Origin of the sequence: Burkholderia anthinoferrum (genome assembly GCF_002925705.1) — a bacterium.
In the GTDB taxonomy this organism is placed as follows: Bacteria; Pseudomonadota; Gammaproteobacteria; order Burkholderiales; family Burkholderiaceae; genus Burkholderia; species Burkholderia semiarida.
The window spans coordinates 63,015-81,038 of record NZ_LFZP01000004.1 but is presented as its reverse complement, the minus strand read 5'-3'; the positions used below and the strand labels follow the sequence as shown (position 1 = coordinate 81,038).

Below are 18,024 nucleotides of genomic sequence, written 5' to 3'. Positions count from 1 at the left end.
TCTCGCGCGGCAGTTCATGTATCAGGGCGAGATCATGCCTAGACGCTTCTTCAACGACTGCGGTTTGCCCTCGAAGAGCGCCGCGTAGTAGACGGTGTTCGACAGTACGTTCTTCACGTAGTCGCGCGTCTCGTTGAACGGAATCGTCTCCGCGAAGATCGCGCCTTCGACCGGCTGCGTCAACACCTGGCGCCACTGGCGCGGCCGGCCCGGGCCCGCGTTGTAGCCGGCGGTGGCGAGCACCGGCGAGCTGTCGAAGTTGTTGTAGATGTCCGCGAGATACCAGGTGCCGAGCTGGATGTTGGTGTCGATGTCGTGCATCTGCGCACGCGAGATCGTGCCCATGCCGAGCTTCTTCGCGACCATCTGGGCCGTCGCCGGCATCAGCTGCATCAGGCCGCCCGCGCCGACCGACGAACGCGCGCTGATGATGAAGCGCGATTCCTGGCGGATCAGCCCGTACGCCCACTCGACGTCGAGGCCCGTCGACTGCGCGTAGCGCTCGACGGTCGTGCGGTACGGCGACGGATAGCGCAGCGTGAAGTCGTGCTCGGCCTTCGTGCGGTCGGCCGTGTTGACCGTGCGGTCGAGCAGCTCGACGCGCTTGCCGTATTCGGCGGCCGCGAGCAGTTGGCGATCGGTCATCCCGCGCAGCGGCCAGTTCCATTCGCGATTGCCTTCGAGGCGCAGGTTCAGCGCATAGAAGCGCTGCGCGAGCGCGAAGCCCGGGATCTTGCTCATCGCGTCGATCTCGGCGTCGCTCACCTTCGTGCGCGGCGGAATCGTCGTGCGCTGGCCGAGCTCCTCGCCGGCCAACTGCCCGTAGAAGTTGAACTGGCCGGCCACCTGCTCGAATTCCTGGTTCGCCTGCAGCGTGTCGCCGCTCTGCTTGAGCGCGCGCGCATGCCAGTAGATCCACGCCGGATCGTTGCGCAGCGACGGCGGCATCTGCTCGATCGACCAGCGCACCATCGGCCAGTTGCCGGCGAGCAGCGCGGCGCGCGTGCGCCATTCGTAGCCCGGGTTCGACAGCGGCGCGTTCGCCGATTTCGCATACCAGACCGAGGCCATCGGCGAGCGCTTGATCGCGCCCTGGTAGCCGATCGCGCCCCACGCGATCGCCTGTTCCTGCTTGGTCAGCGACGGCGCGACCGTCGTCAGCATCCCGGCGGCCGCGTCCGGATCGTTGCGCGCCATGCGGCCGAGCGCGATCAGCGCGAGCTGATGCGACGCGGCGTCGGGCCCGACGCCGCGCGCGAGATACAGCGGCGGCGCGCTCGTCGCCTGGTCGAAGCCGGCCGGGCGCGGGCCGAGCGCGTCGACGATCTTGCCGCCGAGCGTCGTGTAGTTCTGCTCGTACGCGAGGCGCGCCTGCTGCCACACGTCGTCGCTCGTGAACTGCTGGTTGACGGCGAGCGCGGTGATCAGGTCGACGCACGCGTCGCCGTAGTTCTTCGGCTCGACGAGCAGCGCGCGCGCCGCGTCGGCGACGTTCTCGTTGCGCGCCGCGCGCGATTCGAGCGCATAGCACTTGACCTGCGTGTCGTCGTCGAGCACGAAGCGCTTGTACTGGTCGTCGAAATTGCGCCAGTCGTGACGCGCGCCGAGCACGAGCAGGTAGTCGTTGCGCAGGCGATCGGCGATCGCCTGCCCGTCGTAGCGCTGCAGGAACGACTGCACGGGCGCGTCCGGCGCATCGACGCGCGCGCGGCCCGTCGAATCGAACAACTGCGGCTTGATCTGGAAATACTCGACGTAGGACGGAACCGGATAGTTCGGGATCATCGACGCAAGCTGCGCGGCCTTCGCGGCGTCGTTGCGGCGTGCGGCTTCGCGAAGCTGCACGAAGATCTGGTCATCCCCGGGGAGCGTGTCGTCGTTCGGTGCGGCGCATGCGGCCGTGCCCGCGACGAGCGCGGCGGCCGAAAGCGTCAGCGCGAGCGCGCGATATACTCGGAAAAGGCTGTTCGACATCGTTTTGAATGGAGCACGAAGTGAGCGAAAGCATAGCACGCAACCCTGTGCCGAACCCGAAGGTTGCGCTGCGCAAAACGCTGTCCGGCGCCCGTCGCGACGCCGCGTCGCAACCCGCCGCGAACGCCGCGCTCGACGCGCGGCTGCGCGCGCTGCTCGACCGTCTGGCGCCGCGCACGGTCGGGTTCTACTGGCCGCTGCCGGGCGAATTCGATGCGCGCGACGCGGTGCTCGCATGGTGCGCGGCGGGCGCCGGCCGGCGCGCCGCGCTGCCGGTGATCGGCGAGCGTCACACGCCGCTCGCGTTCCACGCGTGGGATGCGCGCACGCCGATGCGCGAAGGCCATCACCGGATTCCCGAACCGGCGTCGGGAATCGTCGTCGTGCCCGATCTTTTGCTGATTCCCTGCGTGGGATTCGATCTTCAGCGCTACCGGCTCGGCTACGGCGGCGGCTACTACGACCGCACGCTCGCCGCGTGGCCGGGCGACGCGCTGCCCGTGACGGTCGGCATCGCGTACGAAGCATGCCGCGTCGATGCGCTGCCGGCCGAAGCGCACGATCTCGCGCTGCGCTGGATCGTCACCGACGGCGCGCTTTACCCGGGCGCCGGATAATGCCGCGCGCGGCGCCGCGATCGTCGCCATGCGCCCGTGAGCGCATCGCCGCGCGCGCCGCTTTGCGCCGGCGCCTACAGCGACGCCGCCGCGCGCGCGGCCGTGTCGTAGAGGCCCGAAGCGTGGCGCAGCAACTGCGCCGCGTCGCCGATCTGCTCGTTGGTGAGGCCGCTGTCCTTCAGCGTCTCGATCAGGCAGTGCTCGCGCACCTCGCGGTATTTCAGGCACAGCTCGCGGCCCGCGTCGGTCGCGAAGAAGAACACTTCCTTGCCGCTCTTCTCGCTCTTCACATAGCCGCGGGCGATCAGTTTTTTCAGCGCATAGGTCGCGACGTGCGTATCCTCGATATTGAGCACGAAGCAGATGTCGGCGAGCTTCTTCTTGCGTTCGCGATGGCTGACGTGATGCAGCAGCGAGACCTCGACCGCCGTCATGTCCTTCGCGCCCGCCGCCGACATGCAGCGCACCATCCAGCGGTTGAACGCGTTGCCGGCCATGATGAGCCCGTATTCGAGCTCCGACAGCTCCGCGCTCGATTCGGAAACGAGGTGTTCGGATGACACGATCTTGGTCGCAGGACGCTTCATGGAAAGGCGGCGCAAGCCGGATGACAGGATGTGCCCGAGTGTACGCCAGAAGCCCCGGCCGACGAGCTAGGCGAAAACGCTTATTGAGAAGTTGTCGATATTTTATTGACAATGTGCGCTAACATTGCCGTCCGAACCGTGCCAGTCCGATGACGCAACCCCGCATTTATCCGCTCGGCGATGCCGCCCTCGTCTGCGAGGTGCCGCCGCCCGCCACGCTCGATTGCCAGCGCCGCGTCTGGGCCGTGGCGGAGGCCGCGCGCGCATGGCCCGACGTGATCGACGTCGTCCCCGGCATGAACAACCTGACCATCGTGTTCGACGCGCTCGCCGCGACGGCCGACTCGCTCACGCCCGCGCTGCGCGACGCGTGGGAGACGGCCGACGTCGAGCACGCCGACGGCCGCGAGGTCGAGATTCCGGTCGAATACGGCGGGGCCGCCGGCCCCGACCTGGCCGCCGTCGCCGCGCACACGGGCCTGTCGGCCGATGAAGTCGTCGCGCGCCACGCGGGCGGCGCCTACGTCGTGTTCTTCGTCGGCTTCCAGCCGGGCTTCGCGTATCTGGGCGGCCTCGACGCGTCGCTGCACACGCCGCGCCGCGCGGCGCCGCGGCTCGAGGTGCCGGCCGGCTCGGTCGGCATCGGCGGCGCGCAGACGGGCATCTACCCGGCCACGTCGCCCGGCGGCTGGCAGTTGATCGGCCGCACGTCGCAGGTGCTGTTCGATCCGGCGCGGCCGCAGCCGACGCTGCTGCTGCCCGGCGACCGCGTACGCTTCACCATCGCCGGAGTCCACACACGATGACCCAGAGCAACGCACCGGGCACCATCGAAGTCGTGCGGGCCGGGCCGCTGTCGACCGTGCAGGATCTCGGGCGCCGCGGCATGCGCCATCTCGGCGTCGCGCAGGGCGGCGCGCTCGACGGCCTCGCGCTCGAGGTCGGCAACCGGCTCGTCGGCAACCGCCCCGACGCCGCGGCCGTCGAAATCACGATCGGCCCCGCCGCGTTCCGCTTCCCGCGCGCCACGCGCATCGCGATCACCGGCACCGAATTCGGCGCGACGCTCGACGGCAAGCCCGTGCACGCGTGGTGGAGCCTGCCGGTCGACGCCGGGCAGACGCTCGTGCTGCCGGCCGCGAAACGCGGGATGCGCGGCTACCTGTGCATCGCGGGCGGCATCGACGTGCTGCCGATGCTCGGCTCGCGCAGCACCGATCTCGCGTCGCGCTTCGGCGGCCTCGGCGGCCGCGCGCTGCGCGACGGCGATCGCCTGCCGGTCGGCGTGCCGCCGGCCGGCGCGGGCTGCCTGGCGCCCGATGCGCCCGAATTCGGCGTGAAGGCGCCCGCGTGGTGCGCGTTCGTGCGGGTCGACGAGCCGCCGCGCCGTCACCGCCCCGCGCACGCGCCGTGGGCGATGCCCGTGCGCGTGCTGCCGGGCCCCGACTACGCGTCGTTCGCGGCCGATGCGCAGCAGGCGTTCTGGGACGAGGAATGGCTCGTCACCGCGAACAGCAACCGGATGGGCTATCGCCTCGCCGGCGCCGAGCTCGCGCGCGAGCGGCCGGTCGAGCTGCTGTCGCACGCGGTACTGCCCGGCACGGTCCAGGTGCCGCCGAACGGCCAGCCGATCGTGCTGATGCACGACGCGCAGACCACCGGCGGCTACCCGAAGATCGGCACGGTGATCCGCGCCGATCTGTGGAAGCTCGCGCAGGCGCGGCTCAACCTGCCGATCCGCTTCGTGCGCACGACGCCCGGTGCCGCGCGTGCCGCCCTCGTCGCGGAACGGGCGTACCTGCGGCAGATCGACGTCGCGATCGAAATGCGCGAGGAGGCGCGCCGCCGCGCCGGATCGCGCGCGGCGTGACAATGGCGGAAGCAGCAGCGAAAGACGCGCCACGCAACCAGTGGACGAGGAACATATGGAAATCGATCTGAATGCCGATCTCGGCGAAGGATGCGGATCGGACGAGGCGCTGCTCGACCTCGTCACGTCGGCGAACATCGCATGCGGCTGGCATGCAGGCGGCGCGAACGCGATGCGCGACTGCGTGCGCTGGGCCGTGCGCAAGGGCGTGTCGATCGGCGCGCACCCGAGCTTTCACGATCCGGAGAATTTCGGCCGCAAGGAAATGCAGCTGCCGGCCGGCGACATCTATGCGGGCGTGCTGTACCAGCTCGGCGCGCTGTCGGCGATCGCGCAGGCCGAGGGCGGGCGCATCGCGCACGTGAAGCCGCACGGCGCGCTGTACAACCAGGCCGCGCGCGACCCGATGATCGCCGACGCCGTGGTGTCCGCGATCCACGATTTCGATCCGTCGCTCGCGGTGTTCGGCCTCGCGAATAGCGTGTTCATCGCGGCCGCGCGGCATGCGGGGCTCGCGGCGGTGGAAGAGGTGTTCGCCGATCGCGGCTACCGCGCGGACGGTTCGCTGGTGCCGCGCAGTCAGCCCGGCGCGCTGATCGACGACGAAGACGCGGTGCTCGCGCGCACGCTCGACATGGTGCGCAACCGGCAGGTGCGCGCGTTGAGCGGCGAGTGGGTGCCGCTCAATGCGCAGACCGTCTGCCTGCATGGCGACGGGCCGCATGCGCTGGCGTTCGCGAAGCGGATCCGCGCGGCGCTCGAGGCCGCCGGTGTCGACGTCGTGGCGCCCGGCGCACTGCAGGCCGACGAACGCGCGTAACGAAGCATTCGCGTATTCGGCGTATTCGGCACATTGCCGCGGGCCGCACGTGTTCGTCGAGGCAAAGAAAAAAGCGCCCTCGCGGCGCTTTTCCGTTGGTGCAATCGCCGCGGCTTCGCCGTCTGTCGATTCCCCCCCCGAAACCGTCTTTCGACGGTGACCGGAAAAATATTCCGGATTAAAAAACGTCCGCCGCCGCCCGATCACTGCCTTCCCCGGTCAGACGACGGAACGTCGCTTATGTGCAAGTCGGCCCGCATGCATGTGTTGTAGACGACGTTGGCCCCGCCGTGCATGCAGACTCTCCGCGGCCGGCACGTGCTTCACGTGCCGGCGACGCTCACCCCGCGCTTTATTTCTGCTACCCCGTAGAACTTATCTATTCTTTTCATTTTTTCAACTTGTGGGATGAAGAATAGAGATCGGCCGAACGGGATGTCAATCGTTTTAAACGCTATTTTCCGACGATTCAAGGGTTTTCCTTATCGGCCGACGCCACCGCGCCGGCGCGTCGCGCGGCGCGCGAGTCGTCGATCAAACAGGGGATGATCACGGCGGGCAGCCGGGCGCGATCAGTTCGCGTCGACCCGGTATCCTTGCTGGCGCAACAATTCGAGCACGCCGCGCGGGCCGCCCAGATGCAGCGCGCCGATCGCGACGAACAGCGGCCGGTTCGGCGCGGCGATTGCCGTCATCCGTGCAACGAAGCGCCGGTTGCGCTCGTACACGATCTTGTTGTCGAGCGACGCCGACAACGCCTTCGAACGCGCGAGCCGTTCGCTCTTCGCGACGGCCCACGCCGAGATCGCATCGGCGTCGCCAATTCGCCACAGCCGGTGCAGCGCCTTGATGTCGTCGGCGTTCTGCGCGGGCGTCTGCACCATGTCCTGCGCGAGCATCTCGCGCTGCTCCGCGAGCGTCAGCCCGGTGAACGCGCGCATCTGCTCGGCGAGCGTCTCGAGCCCGATCACGCGGCCGCCCTTCTTCCTCAGGAACACGTTCTGCAGCTGCGCCTCGGTGCCGTATTCGGTCTGCAGGCCGGCCGACAGCGAATCGTAGGTCTCGACGACGAGCGCCGCGAGCCACGGCCGCATCTTGCGGATCTCGGCGAGCGCGGCCGGGTTGCCGCGCAGGCGCGCCGCGAGCCGCTGCCACAGCGGCTCGGGCAGCAGGCGCTGCAGGCACGGATAGCGGCACACGCCGTACTTCGACACGTCGTCCTGCGATTCGAGCAGATCGTCGGGCGACAGCTCGAGCGCGAGCGTCGGCGACGCGGCGAGCGCCGCGAGGATGGGCGGCCGGAACGGCTGCGCGCTCGGGTAGTCGGACGGATCGCCCGTGTGCAGCGTGCCGAGCACGTAGAGCGTGACCTTGCCCCTGGTCGCGACGTAGAACGGCATGCGTGCCGGCTGCACACGCACGGTGCCGCGCGACACCGTGCCGTCGGACACGGCCGGCGCATGGAAGCCCGGCAGGCTCATGCCGGGCGGCGGAACCTGCGACGGATGAATCGGCGCGGTCGCCGGCGCACGCCCTTCGGCGCGCGCCGGTTCGACGGGGGCCACGACGCTGGCCGCCACGCACGCGCCGGCCAGCGCCGCGCCCGTGACGGTACGCACGCTCCAGCGCCGCGCGTCGCGGTACGCGCGCATTGCGCGCGCGCCGCCTGCCCCCGCACGGCGCGCGCCGGACACGCGCGCCGCCAACGCTTCAGGCATTCGCCTCCCCGACTTCCTCGGCGCGATGGCAGGCCACGCGCCGGCCGTCCACTTCGCGCAGTTGCGGCTCCTCGACGCGGCACCGCTCGATCGCGTACGGGCAGCGCTGATGGAACGCGCAGCCCGACGGCGGATTGAGCGGCGACGGCAGTTCGCCCTGCAGCTTGATCTGCACGCGGCGGTCTTCCTCGAAGATCGCCGGCGTCGCCGACATCAGCGCCTGCGTGTACGGATGGCGCGGCCGTGCGTAGATCGTCGCCTTGTCGCCGAGCTCGGCGACGCTGCCGAAGTACATGACCATCACGTCGTCCGCGACGTGCTCGACCACCGACAGGTTGTGCGAGATGAACACGTAGCTCGTCTTGAACTGCTCCTGCAGATCCATGAACAGATTCAGGATCTGCGCCTGGATCGACACGTCGAGCGCGGACACCGGCTCGTCGGCGACGACGATGCGCGGATCGAGGATCATCGCGCGCGCGATCGCGACCCGCTGGCGCTGGCCGCCGGAGAACATGTGCGGATAGCGCTTCGCGTGCTCGGGCCGCAGGCCGACCGTGCGCATGATCTGCGCGACGCGCGCGGCGCGCTCGGCGGCCGTCAGGTTCGCGTTGATCTCGAGCGGCTCGGCGAGCGTCTGCTCGACGGTCTTGCGCGGGTTCAGCGACGCGAACGGATTCTGGAACACCATCTGCACGCGGCGGCGCAGGTCGGCGACCGTGTCGCGGCTCGCGCCGGCCACGTTCTTGCCGTCGATCACGAGGCTGCCCGCGGTAGGCGCCTCGATCATCGTGAGCTGGCGCGCGAGCGTCGACTTCCCGCAGCCCGACTCGCCGACGACGGCAAGCGTCTTGCCGCGCTTGAGCGAGAACGACACGCCGTTCAGCGCCTTCACCGTGCCCTGGCCGAACATCCCGCGCTTCACCGTGTAGTGTTTCGCGAGTCCGTCGGCCACCAGTACCGCTTCCTCGTCGTGCGGCGTGGCACGGACTTCTTGATTTACATTCATCGTGAACTCCTGTCGACCGGAGTTTGCGCTTTAGCGCTTACTCCGGCCCCATGCAAAGCCGTCAGGTCGAGGTTCGAAACATTGAGCGGCTTGATGCAGCGCGCGCGCATCGCATCGTTGGCCGGCACCAGCGTGTCGAGCGCCGGCCGCGCCTTGCGGCAATCGTCGACGACGTACTTGCAGCGCGGCGCGAACAGGCACCCGGACGGGCGATCATCGCGGCCCGGCACCATGCCGGGCAATGCGGCAAGGCGACGCGCCCCCTGATTGTGCTCGGGAATCGCCGCGAGCAGCGCTTCGGTGTACGGATGATGCGGCGCGCGGAAGATGTCGGGCACGCGGTTGGTCTCGATGATCTCGCCCGCGTACATCACCGCGACGCGATGCGCGACCTCCGACACCACGGCCAGATCGTGCGAGATCAGCACGAGCGCCATCCCGCGTTCCTTCTGCAGCTTCACGAGCAGATCCATGATCTGCGCCTGGATCGTCACGTCGAGCGCGGTGGTCGGCTCGTCGGCGATCAGCAGCTTCGGGTTGCACGCGACGGCCATCGCGATCATCACGCGCTGGTTCATCCCGCCCGACATCTGGTGCGGGAACGACGCGATGCGGTTCTTCGCATCGGGAATGCCGACCTGGTCGAGCAGCTCGAGCGCGCGCCGGTGCAGCGCGTCGCCGCGCAGCCCTTCGTGCAGCTTCAGCACTTCCTTGATCTGGTAGCCGACCGTGTAGCTCGGGTTCAGGCTCGTCAGCGCGTCCTGGAACACCATCGCGATGTCCTTGCCGACGATCCTGCGGCGCGCCTTCGGCGACGCCTTCAGGAGATCCACGCCGTTGAACGTGACCTCGTCGGCCGTCACCTTGCCGGGCGCGTCGATCAGGCCCATCAGCGCCATCATCGTCACGCTCTTGCCCGAGCCCGATTCGCCGACGACGCCCACCACCTCGCCCGGCGCGACCGACAGGTTGATCCGGTCGACCGCGGGCAGGCCGTTGAAATTCACCGCGAGATTGCGGATGGTCAGAAGATTCTGGCTGCTCATGTTCACGCCATCCGTTTCAGTTTGGGATCGAGCGCGTCGCGCAGCCCGTCGCCGAGCAGGTTGATCGCGAGCACCGAAATCAGGATCGACAGGCCGGGCATCGTCACGATCCACCATGCGTTGTCGATGTAGTCGCGCGCGGAGGCCAGCATCGCGCCCCACTCGGCGGTCGGCGGCTGCACGCCGAGGCCGAGAAAGCCGAGCGCGGCCGCGTCGAGAATCGCCGACGAGAAGCCGAGCGTCGCCTGCACGATCAGCGGCGCCGTGCAGTTCGGCAGCACCTGCGAGAACATCAGGCGCAGCGTGCCGGCGCCGGCCACGCGCGACGCGGTCACGTATTCCTTCTGCAACTCGCCGAGCGCCGACGCGCGCGTGAGGCGCACGTAGGCCGGCAGCGCGACGATCGCGATCGCGAACATCGTGTTGGTGAGGCCCGGGCCAATGATCGCGACGACCGCGACCGCGAGCAGCAGCGACGGCAGCGCGAGCAGCACGTCCATGATGCGCATCACCGGCGTGTCGGCCCACTTCTGGAAGAACGCGGCGACGAGCCCGAGCACGATGCCGGGAATCAGCGCGAGCACGACCGACACGAAGCCGATCCAGAACGACATCCGCGCGCCGAACATCAGCCGCGAAAGGATGTCGCGGCCCGCTTCGTCGGTGCCGAGGATGAATTGCCAGTTGCCGCCGGCGAGCCACGCGGGCGGAATCTTCACGTAGTCGCGATATTGCTCGACCGGGCTGTGCGGCGCGATCAGCGGCGCGAGCAGCGCGACTGCGATCAGCACGATCACGACGATGCCCGCGCCGACGGCGCCGCGGTTGCGCGAGAAGTTGGCCCAGAACTCGCGCAGCGCGAGCGCACGGCCGCCGGCCGGCGCGGATTCGGTCGGCAGGGTATTTTGCAGATTGCTCATGGAATTACCTCGTGTGGCGGATGCGCGGATTCAGCACGCCGTACAGCAGGTCGACGACCAGGTTCACGACGATCACGAGCGTCGCGATCAGCAGGATGCCGCCCTGGACGACCGGATAGTCGCGGCGGCCGATCGCGTCGATCAGCCACTTGCCGACGCCGGGCCACGAAAAGAGCGTCTCGGTCAGCACGGCGCCAGCAAGCAGCGTGCCGATCTGCAGGCCGATCACGGTGACGACCGGAATCAGCGCATTGCGCAGCGCATGCACGACGACCACGCGCACGGGCGACAGCCCCTTCGCGCGAGCCGTGCGGATGTAGTCCTCGCGCAGCACTTCGAGCATCGACGAGCGCGTCATCCGCGCGATCACCGCGAGCGGGATCGTGCCGAGCACGATCGCGGGCAGGATCAGGTGGCTCACCGCCGACTTGAACGCGCCTTCGTCCGGCGCGAGCAGCGCGTCGATCAGCATGAAGCCGGTCGGGTGCGGGAAATCGTATTCGACCGCGATGCGCCCCGACACGGGCGTCCAGCCGAGCGTCGACGAAAACACCATGATGAGGATCAGCCCCCACCAGAAGATCGGCATCGAATAGCCGGTGAGCGCGGTGCCCATCACGCCGTGATCGATGACCGAGCCGCGCCGCAGCGCGGCGATCACGCCGGCCGGCAGCCCGACCGCGAGGGCGAACACGAGCGCGCACAGCGACAGTTCGACGGTCGCCGGGAAGCGCGCGAAGAATTCGCCCGCGACGCTCGTGTTGGTGATGATCGACATGCCGAGGTCGCCGTGCAGCGCCCGGCCGATGTAGTGCAGATACTGCAGCGGCAGCGGCTGGTCGAGCCCGAGGCGTTTCATCGCCTCCGCATGCATCGCGGGATCGACGCCGCGCTCGCCCATCATCACTTCGATGGGGTCGCCCGGTATCAGGTGAATCAGCGCAAACGCCAGGATGGTGATGCCGATGAAGGTCGGGATCACCATCCCCACGCGGCGCAACACGAATCTGAACATGATGCGTCTCGTATTTTCTTGTGGGAAATGTGCGACCGGCGACGAGGGGCTTCTGGCCCCTCGCCGCCGGATGATTTCAAGCCGGTTTTCTCAATGACGACAGCTTACGCCAGCCCCGTTACTTCACGCTGACACCGTCGAAACGCGCATAGCCGAGCGGCTCGATACGCATGTCGACCACGTTCTTGCGCACCGGCTGGTAGACCGTCGAGTTCGCGATCGGCGAGAACGGCAGCTGTTGCGCGAAGATCTGCTGCGCCTGCGTGTAGAGCTTCGTGCGCGCATCCTGGCCCGTCGTCGTGCGGCCCTTCTGGATCAGCTCGTCGAACGGCTTGTAGCACCAGTGCGAGAAGTTGTTGCCCTTGATCGCCTCGCAGCCGAGCAGCGTGCCGAGCCAGTTGTCCGGATCGCCGTTGTCGCCCGTCCAGCCGATCAGCATCGTGTCCTGCTCGCCCGCGTGCGCGCGCTTGATGTACTCGCCCCACTCGTACGTGACGATCTTCGCCTTCACGCCGATCTTCGCCCAGTCGGCCTGGATCATCTCGGCCATCAGGCGGGCGTTCGGGTTGTACGCGCGCTGCACCGGCATCGCCCACAGCGTGATCTCGAAACCGTTCGGGAAGCCGGCCTTCGCGAGCAGCGCCTTCGCCTTCGCGGTGTCGTAGGCAGCCATCTTCAGGTTCTTGTCGTACGACCATTGGGTCGGCGGCATCGGCGCGGTCGCGGCCTGACCGGCGCCCTGGTAGACCGAATCGAGGATCGCCTTCTTGTTGATCGCCATGTCGAGCGCCTGACGCACTTCGAGCTTGTCGACCGGCTTGTGCTCGACGTTGTACGCGAGGTAGCCGAGGTTGAAGCCCGGCTGCGACGGCATGTCGATGCCCGAGTCGGCCTTCAGCGTCGCGATGTCGGCCGGGCGCGGATAGCTCATCACCTGGCATTCGTTGCGCTTGATCTTCTGCACGCGCACGCCCGGGTCCGGCGTGATCGAGAAGATCAGCTTCGACAGCTTCACTTCGCCCTTCTTCCAGTAATCAGGATTCCCGTCGAAGCGGATCGTCGCGTCCTTCGTATAGCTGCGGAAGATGAACGGACCCGTGCCGACCGGCTTCTGGTTGATGTCGGCGGCCTTGCCGGCCTTCATCAGCTGGTCGCCGTATTCGGCCGACAGGATCGACGCGAATTCCATCGCCATGTTCTGGATGAACGGCGCGTTCGGCTCGGCCAGCGTGAACTTCACGGTGAACGGATCGACCTTCTCGATCTTCGTGATCAGCTTGTCGAGGCCCATGTCGGTGAAGTACGGGAACGACACCGGGTACGCCTTGCGGAACGCGTTGTTCGGGTCGAGCATGCGCTGGAACGTGAACAGCACGTCGTCCGCATTGAATTCGCGCGTCGGCTTGAAGAAGTCGGTCGTGTGGAACTTCACGCCATGGCGCAGGTGGAACGTGTACACCTTGCCGTCGGACGAGACGTCCCACTTCTCGGCGAGGCCGGGCTCGACCTTCGTGCCGCCGCGCTCGAATTCGACGAGGCGGTTGTAGACGGTGAACGTGGCGGCGGTGAAATCGACGCCGGTCGTGAATTGCGCGGAATCGAAACCCGCCGGGCTGCCTTCTGAGCAGTAGACGAGCGTTTTGTTCGGGATCTGTGCGAATGCAGAACCCGCGACGCCGAGCGATGCCGCTGCCACGCCTGCCATGGCGGTAACACGCAGGGTGTGCAACAGACGGTTGTATTCCATGTTTCCTCCAGGTCTCCAGATCGGAACCGGTCCCGCCAGGGAGCCGGCGTACGCGGATATTACTTGAGCTATCGATTCTGCAACAAGCTGGAGAAAAAACTCTTCCAGACGCCCGCCGGGTTTTTGCCGATGTTTAGTGTGGGTAAAAAATGCGACAGCGCGCGTGAGCGGCGATTCCGTTCATTTCGCGCGTGTTTCGTTCGGCGACTAAACAATCCGGACGCGAACACGAAGGTGCGGCACGCGATCCTCGTCGTTCGGCCGCCGATCGTTGCGTTTTGCGAAACGATGTAATGACGGGATTCGATCCGTCACGCGCTCACGCCGGCGCATCGAGGTCGGCGCTGCGCGCGGGCACGAACGCGACCGCGACGATCGACAGCGCGATGCCCGCCATCACGTAGTAGGTGGGCGCGAGCGGCGTGCCCGTGACCTTGATCAGCCACGTGACGATGAACTGCCCGAAGCCGCCGAACAGCATCACCGCGACGTTGTACGCGATCGACAGCCCGGTCGAGCGCACGTTGGCCGGGAACAGCTCGGCGATCATCGCGCCGAACGGCCCGTAGTAGCCCGCGAGCGTCACCGACAGCACGGCCTGCACCGCGATCAGCCGCCCGATGCTCGGCGCCGCGTCGAGCCACGCGAACAGCGGATACATCAGCGCGAGCGTCAGCACCAGCGACCACAACGACAGCCCCTTGCGGCCGATGCGGTCCGACCATGCGCCCGCGACCGGCGACAGCACCATCAGCAGCAGGTTGCCCGCGATCACCGCGTAGAACGATTCCGCATAGGGCAGCTTCAGCTGCTTCACCGCGAACGTCGGCAGATAGCTGATCAGCACGTAGATCGTCACGGTGAGCGCGATCACCGAGCCGAGCCCGCACAGCACCTCGCGCGGGTGGCGCGTGAACACTTCGCCGAGCGTCGCGCGGCGCGCGCTTTGCTGCGCATGCAGGAATGCTTCGGAATCCGCGAGATGGCGGCGGATGTAGAAGCCGATCGGGCCGATCACGAGCCCGAGGACGAACGGCACGCGCCAGCCCCAGCTGCGCAGCGCGTCGGGCGACAGCCCGCGCGTGACGGCCGCGCCGACGAGCGCGCCGATCAGCAGCGCGGCCGCCTGGCTCGCCATCTGCCAACTGCCGTAAAAGCCGCGTTTCGAGAACGGCGCGGCCTCGATCAGCAGCGCCGTCGCGCTGCCGAATTCGCCGCCCGCGGAGAAGCCCTGCAGCAGGCGGCCGAGCACGATCAGAAGCGGGCCGCCGATGCCGATCGCCGCATAGGGCGGCGCGATCGCGAGCAGGAAGATGCCGGCCGTCATCAGCAGGATCACGAGCGACAGCGCGGCCTTGCGGCCCGCGCGGTCCGCGTACAGGCCGAACACGATGCCGCCGATCGGACGCATGAAGAATGCGACGCCGAACGTCGCGGTGGTGAGCAGCAGCGACGAGTATTCGCTGGAGGTGGGGAAGAACAGCTCGGCGATCACGACCGTCATGAAGCCGAACACCGTGAAGTCGTACCACTCGAGCGCATTGCCGATCACGGCCGCCACGACGGCACGCCGGTTCAGCGCGCGCTCGGGCCGGGTCGTTTTCGTTGAATTCGCAATCGTCGCCATGCGTGCCTCGTCCTCGTGGATTCGCCGTATCGGGCGGTTCGGCGCGCGGGGTGCCGCGGCGCGCTGGTGTGCAGCGAGTGTAGAAAGCGACGGAACCGTTTTCAAGCATTAAAAAAACGCCCGCCATCGAACGACGGCGGGCGTTTGTGGTTTTCGCCGCATTGCGGCATCGCACGATGCCGCACGGGCCTCAACCCATCTTCGAGAAGGCGCTGCACCAGCCCTTCGCCGACACCTGCTTGCCGGGGAACGCGCCGCACGGGCCCGAAGCCGAGCCCTTCTTGCCCTGGTACAGCATGCAGGCCGCGCAATCCTGGCCTGCGGCGTATTTCGGGTACTTCGTCTTGTCGACCTTCGTGGCATCGGCCTTGTAGCCGAGGGCCACCGCGGTCGGATCGGTTTCCGACAGCATCGGCGCATCGGCCAGTGCTTCGCGCGACAGCGCCAGCGCGGACACGGCACCAATGCTCGTAATCAGGAAACTCCGACGGGATGTTTTCATGGGGGACTCGCTCCAACGTTATCGGTTTGAAAGCCGTTCTGGCGACGGCGTCCAACAGAATAACGCTCAAGCGGATAAATGTGCGCGCCGAAATTCCGGAGATAAGGGATTTCACACGCGCTTCACACGCGCTTCACGCGGCCGGCCCGCGCGGCGGCGGCCCATGCGTCACGCGCGCGACACCATGTCGCCCACGCGCTGCGCGAGCGCGAGCGACGCGGTCAGCCCCGGCGACTCGATGCCGAACAGGTTCACGAGCCCGCGCACGCCGTGCTGCGCGGCGCCCTGCACGATGAAGTCGGCCGGCGGCTCGCCGGGCCCCGCGAGCTTCGGCCGGATGCCCGCGTACGCGGGCTGCAGCGCATCGTCGGGCAGGCCTGGCCAGAACGCGCGGATCGACGCATAGAACGCCCCCGCGCGCGCCGGATCGACTTCGTAGCGCAGCGAATCGCACCACTCGACGTCCGGGCCGAAGCGCGCCTGCCCGCCGAGATCGAACGTCAGGTGCACGCCGAGCCCCGCGCGCTCGGGCATCGGGTAGATCAGGTGCGAGAACGGCGCACGGCCCGACAGGCTGAAATAATTGCCGCGCGCGAGATAGAGCGGCGGCACCCAGCGCGGATCGAGGCCGCGCGTGCGGCGCGCGAGCGTCTGCGCGCCGAGCCCCGCGCTGTTGATCACGCACGCGGCGTCGATCTCGGCCGGCGCGGCGCCGCCGGTGCGCACGACGAAGCGCCCGCCGCGCAGCACGTCGATCGATTCGACCGGCGCGTGCAGCGCGCATACGGCGCCGTCGCGTTCCGCGTCGCCCAGCAGCGCGAGCATCAGCTGATGGCTGTCGACGATGCCGGTCGACGGCGAGAACAGCGCCTCGACGCATTCGAGCGCGGGCTCGAGCGTCTGCGCCTCGGCGCGCGTGAGCGGCAACAGGTCGAGCACGCCGTTTTCGGCCGCGCGCGCGGCGATCGCCTTCAACTGCTTCACCTGCGCGGCGCTCGTCGCGACGAGCAGCTTGCCGGTGCGCCGGTGCGGCACGTGATGCGTGTCGCAGAACTCGTACAGCAGGTCGCGCCCGTGCACGCACGACGTCGCCTTCAGCGACCCGCGCGGATAGTAGAGCCCCGCGTGAATCACCTCGCTGTTGCGCGAACTCGTGCCCGTGCCGATCGCGTCGGCCGCCTCGAGCACGATCGTTTCACGCCCGCGCGCGGCCAGTTCGCGTGCAATCGCCAGACCGACGACACCCGCGCCGATCACGACACAATCCGTCTGCTCCATGGCTTTTCGCGCTGCTCGCGCGTCGAAGGGAGAGAGGACGATTGTACGTCCCGGTTCGCCCGCTTGCCGAACGCCCGCGCATCGCGACGAGGCCGACGATGCGGGCGCGCGCGCCACGAACGCCACGCGCGCGCGCCGCGGCCGTGCGCGCCCGGCCGCGTCAGAAGCCGATCGGCCGGCGCTTCGCCGCGCCTTCGTCGGCGCGGATGTCGGCCGGCCCGATCGCATCGCGGCCGTCGAGCCGCGCCGCGCCGAACGCGTGCAGCAGCGCGCGGCGCATCGTGCGCGGCGGCGTCGCGGCCAGCACGTCGAGCGCATCGTCGCCGAGCGTCTCGGGGAAGCGCCGCCCCCACGCATGCGACGTGCGGATCTCGTCGTAGATCGTCTGCGCGATCCGGCGCGCGCCGGCCGCATCAGGCGGCGCGATCTCGTACACGTTCATCCGGTTGAGCAGCGGCTCCGGAATCGCCTGCGCGTCGTTCGCGGTCGCGATCCAGATCACGTTGCCCGCGTTGATCGGCACTTCCGCGAATTCGTCGACGAACGCGCGCGCGGTGTCGTGCTCGAGCAACGCGTACAGCGCGCCGAGCGGATCGTATTGCGCATCGCTGCCGGCCTTGTCGATCTCGTCGACGGCGATCACCGGGTTCGCGTAGCTGCCGTTCACGAGCGCATCGAACACCTTGCCGGGCTTCGCGTTCTTCCATTGCGACGACGCGCCCGACAGGATCCAGCCGGCCGTCAGCGAACTCATCGGCACGTAGTGATACGCGGTGCCGAGCAGTTGCGCGAGCGCCTTCGCGAAATGCGTCTTGCCGATCCCGGGCGGCCCGAGCAGCAGGATCGGCATCAGTTCGAGCCGGTCGTCCGTTTCGAGGCACAGCGCGATCTGCTTGCGCACGTCGTCGAGCGGCTCGCCGAAATTCGGCAACGCCTCGCCGAGCGCGTCGAACGACGGCATCCGGTTCGGCTTCACGCAGAAACGCAGATTCCCCGTCTTGAGCATCTTCTCGTAGGTCGAGCGCAGTGCGTCGCTCGCGCTCTCGTTCAGGTCGCCCAGCGCCGTCTCGACCTGCTCGAGGTCGTACACCGTGCTGAAGGACGCCACCGCCAGTTCATGTTTCACCATCGCCGTCGTCATACTCACCTCGCTGCACTTGCCGTCATACATGCATCAGACCCTTACGATTTCAGTGTAGCGATCCCGCATCGCCGCGCAAGCAAGCAGCCGGGCGCGTCTGCTGCTAACAGCGCGCGCACGCTGCACGGCCGCGCGCCGCGGCGTATCATCGAA

General features: G+C 68.1%; 17 protein-coding genes. 5 read left to right on the top strand and 12 right to left on the bottom strand.

Annotated features, from left to right (window positions below; translation table 11 throughout):
• Positions 1–21: 21 nt before the first annotated feature.
• Positions 22–1,974, bottom strand: coding sequence for a lytic transglycosylase domain-containing protein (locus C5F75_RS02275; RefSeq protein WP_060966543.1), 1,953 nt, complete (start codon positions 1,972–1,974; stop codon positions 22–24).
• Between the two features lie 8 nt (positions 1,975–1,982).
• Here C5F75_RS02275 and C5F75_RS02270 point away from each other — a divergent pair, with 8 nt between their 5' ends.
• Positions 1,983–2,591, top strand: a complete 609-nt coding sequence (locus C5F75_RS02270; protein WP_059642468.1) for a 5-formyltetrahydrofolate cyclo-ligase — start codon at positions 1,983–1,985, stop codon at positions 2,589–2,591.
• A 74-nt stretch (positions 2,592–2,665) separates the two neighbouring features.
• Here C5F75_RS02270 and C5F75_RS02265 read toward each other — a convergent pair whose 3' ends face one another.
• The gene (locus C5F75_RS02265; protein WP_059583924.1) at positions 2,666–3,178 is read right to left on the bottom strand and encodes a winged helix DNA-binding protein; all 513 of its coding nucleotides are present in this window, start codon (positions 3,176–3,178) and stop codon (positions 2,666–2,668) included.
• A gap of 149 nt (positions 3,179–3,327) precedes the next feature.
• On the opposite strand from C5F75_RS02265, the gene pxpB reads away from it, so the two are divergent.
• Genes pxpB through pxpA form a run of 3 tightly spaced genes read left to right on the top strand, consistent with a single transcriptional unit; the run spans position 3,328 to position 5,868 of the window.
• Complete coding sequence (pxpB, locus tag C5F75_RS02260; protein ID WP_059642472.1) at positions 3,328–3,984, top strand: 5-oxoprolinase subunit PxpB; 657 nt, start codon at positions 3,328–3,330, stop codon at positions 3,982–3,984.
• Positions 3,981–5,048, top strand: coding sequence for a 5-oxoprolinase subunit C family protein (locus C5F75_RS02255; RefSeq protein ID WP_104011823.1), 1,068 nt, complete (start codon positions 3,981–3,983; stop codon positions 5,046–5,048). The genes pxpB and C5F75_RS02255 overlap by 4 nt, the downstream gene beginning before the upstream one ends.
• A 55-nt stretch (positions 5,049–5,103) precedes the next feature.
• Positions 5,104–5,868 carry a 5-oxoprolinase subunit PxpA gene (gene pxpA, locus C5F75_RS02250; protein WP_059642477.1) on the top strand — a complete coding sequence of 255 codons (765 nt, stop codon included), beginning with the start codon at positions 5,104–5,106 and terminating at the stop codon, positions 5,866–5,868.
• A 572-nt stretch (positions 5,869–6,440) separates the two neighbouring features.
• Here pxpA and C5F75_RS02245 read toward each other — a convergent pair.
• The 6 genes from C5F75_RS02245 to C5F75_RS02220 form a co-directional block, all read right to left on the bottom strand.
• Positions 6,441–7,586, bottom strand: a complete 1,146-nt coding sequence (locus C5F75_RS02245; protein WP_104011822.1) for a TraB/GumN family protein — start codon at positions 7,584–7,586, stop codon at positions 6,441–6,443.
• Positions 7,579–8,595: a peptide ABC transporter ATP-binding protein gene (locus C5F75_RS02240; protein WP_059642483.1), complete on the bottom strand. Its 1,017-nt coding sequence runs from the start codon at positions 8,593–8,595 to the stop codon at positions 7,579–7,581. Before C5F75_RS02240 ends, C5F75_RS02245 begins: the two co-directional genes overlap by 8 nt.
• On the bottom strand, positions 8,592–9,641 hold the full coding sequence (locus C5F75_RS02235) for an ABC transporter ATP-binding protein (protein ID WP_099316901.1): 1,050 nt from the start codon (positions 9,639–9,641) through the stop codon (positions 8,592–8,594). The genes C5F75_RS02240 and C5F75_RS02235 overlap by 4 nt, the downstream gene beginning before the upstream one ends.
• A 2-nt stretch (positions 9,642–9,643) precedes the next feature.
• Positions 9,644–10,561 (bottom strand): ABC transporter permease subunit, encoded by a 918-nt coding sequence (locus C5F75_RS02230; protein WP_006489141.1) that lies wholly within the window; start codon positions 10,559–10,561, stop codon positions 9,644–9,646.
• Positions 10,562–10,565: 4 nt separating this feature from the next.
• Complete coding sequence (locus C5F75_RS02225; RefSeq protein WP_059583935.1) at positions 10,566–11,576, bottom strand: ABC transporter permease subunit; 1,011 nt, start codon at positions 11,574–11,576, stop codon at positions 10,566–10,568.
• Between the two features lie 118 nt (positions 11,577–11,694).
• The gene (locus tag C5F75_RS02220) at positions 11,695–13,323 is read right to left on the bottom strand and encodes an ABC transporter substrate-binding protein (protein WP_104011821.1); all 1,629 of its coding nucleotides are present in this window, start codon (positions 13,321–13,323) and stop codon (positions 11,695–11,697) included.
• 63 nt (positions 13,324–13,386) lie between these two features.
• Between C5F75_RS02220 and C5F75_RS36150 the strand changes: the two genes are divergently transcribed.
• Entirely contained in the window at positions 13,387–13,617 is a 231-nt protein-coding gene (locus C5F75_RS36150; RefSeq protein WP_146075162.1) for a hypothetical protein, read from the top strand.
• 25 nt (positions 13,618–13,642) lie between these two features.
• On the opposite strand, the gene C5F75_RS02215 is transcribed toward C5F75_RS36150, so the two are convergent.
• The 4 genes from C5F75_RS02215 to C5F75_RS02200 form a co-directional block, all read right to left on the bottom strand.
• Positions 13,643–14,950 carry an MFS transporter gene (locus C5F75_RS02215; RefSeq protein ID WP_059583938.1) on the bottom strand — a complete coding sequence of 436 codons (1,308 nt, stop codon included), beginning with the start codon at positions 14,948–14,950 and terminating at the stop codon, positions 13,643–13,645.
• Between the two features lie 190 nt (positions 14,951–15,140).
• On the bottom strand, positions 15,141–15,452 hold the full coding sequence (locus tag C5F75_RS02210; protein WP_021163765.1) for a high-potential iron-sulfur protein: 312 nt from the start codon (positions 15,450–15,452) through the stop codon (positions 15,141–15,143).
• A gap of 168 nt (positions 15,453–15,620) precedes the next feature.
• Positions 15,621–16,730 carry an NAD(P)/FAD-dependent oxidoreductase gene (locus tag C5F75_RS02205; protein WP_104011820.1) on the bottom strand — a complete coding sequence of 370 codons (1,110 nt, stop codon included), beginning with the start codon at positions 16,728–16,730 and terminating at the stop codon, positions 15,621–15,623.
• Positions 16,731–16,890: 160 nt separating this feature from the next.
• The gene (locus C5F75_RS02200) at positions 16,891–17,871 is read right to left on the bottom strand and encodes an AAA family ATPase (RefSeq protein WP_059584034.1); all 981 of its coding nucleotides are present in this window, start codon (positions 17,869–17,871) and stop codon (positions 16,891–16,893) included.
• Between the last annotated feature and the right edge of the window lie 153 nt (positions 17,872–18,024).

Coding starts and splice junctions, on each gene's coding strand:
- pxpA (WP_059642477.1), top strand. CDS start 5,104: ATGGAAATCGATCTGAATGCCGATCTCGGCGAAGGATGCGGATCGGAC.
- C5F75_RS02220 (WP_104011821.1), bottom strand. CDS start 13,323: ATGGAATACAACCGTCTGTTGCACACCCTGCGTGTTACCGCCATGGCA.
- pxpB (WP_059642472.1), top strand. CDS start 3,328: ATGACGCAACCCCGCATTTATCCGCTCGGCGATGCCGCCCTCGTCTGC.
- C5F75_RS02210 (WP_021163765.1), bottom strand. CDS start 15,452: ATGAAAACATCCCGTCGGAGTTTCCTGATTACGAGCATTGGTGCCGTG.
- C5F75_RS02225 (WP_059583935.1), bottom strand. CDS start 11,576: ATGTTCAGATTCGTGTTGCGCCGCGTGGGGATGGTGATCCCGACCTTC.
- C5F75_RS02230 (WP_006489141.1), bottom strand. CDS start 10,561: ATGAGCAATCTGCAAAATACCCTGCCGACCGAATCCGCGCCGGCCGGC.
- C5F75_RS02255 (WP_104011823.1), top strand. CDS start 3,981: ATGACCCAGAGCAACGCACCGGGCACCATCGAAGTCGTGCGGGCCGGG.
- C5F75_RS02270 (WP_059642468.1), top strand. CDS start 1,983: ATGGAGCACGAAGTGAGCGAAAGCATAGCACGCAACCCTGTGCCGAAC.
- C5F75_RS02200 (WP_059584034.1), bottom strand. CDS start 17,871: ATGACGACGGCGATGGTGAAACATGAACTGGCGGTGGCGTCCTTCAGC.
- C5F75_RS02235 (WP_099316901.1), bottom strand. CDS start 9,641: ATGAGCAGCCAGAATCTTCTGACCATCCGCAATCTCGCGGTGAATTTC.
- C5F75_RS02265 (WP_059583924.1), bottom strand. CDS start 3,178: ATGAAGCGTCCTGCGACCAAGATCGTGTCATCCGAACACCTCGTTTCC.
- C5F75_RS02240 (WP_059642483.1), bottom strand. CDS start 8,595: ATGAATGTAAATCAAGAAGTCCGTGCCACGCCGCACGACGAGGAAGCG.
- C5F75_RS02275 (WP_060966543.1), bottom strand. CDS start 1,974: ATGTCGAACAGCCTTTTCCGAGTATATCGCGCGCTCGCGCTGACGCTT.
- C5F75_RS02205 (WP_104011820.1), bottom strand. CDS start 16,730: ATGGAGCAGACGGATTGTGTCGTGATCGGCGCGGGTGTCGTCGGTCTG.
- C5F75_RS02245 (WP_104011822.1), bottom strand. CDS start 7,586: ATGCCTGAAGCGTTGGCGGCGCGCGTGTCCGGCGCGCGCCGTGCGGGG.
- C5F75_RS02215 (WP_059583938.1), bottom strand. CDS start 14,950: ATGGCGACGATTGCGAATTCAACGAAAACGACCCGGCCCGAGCGCGCG.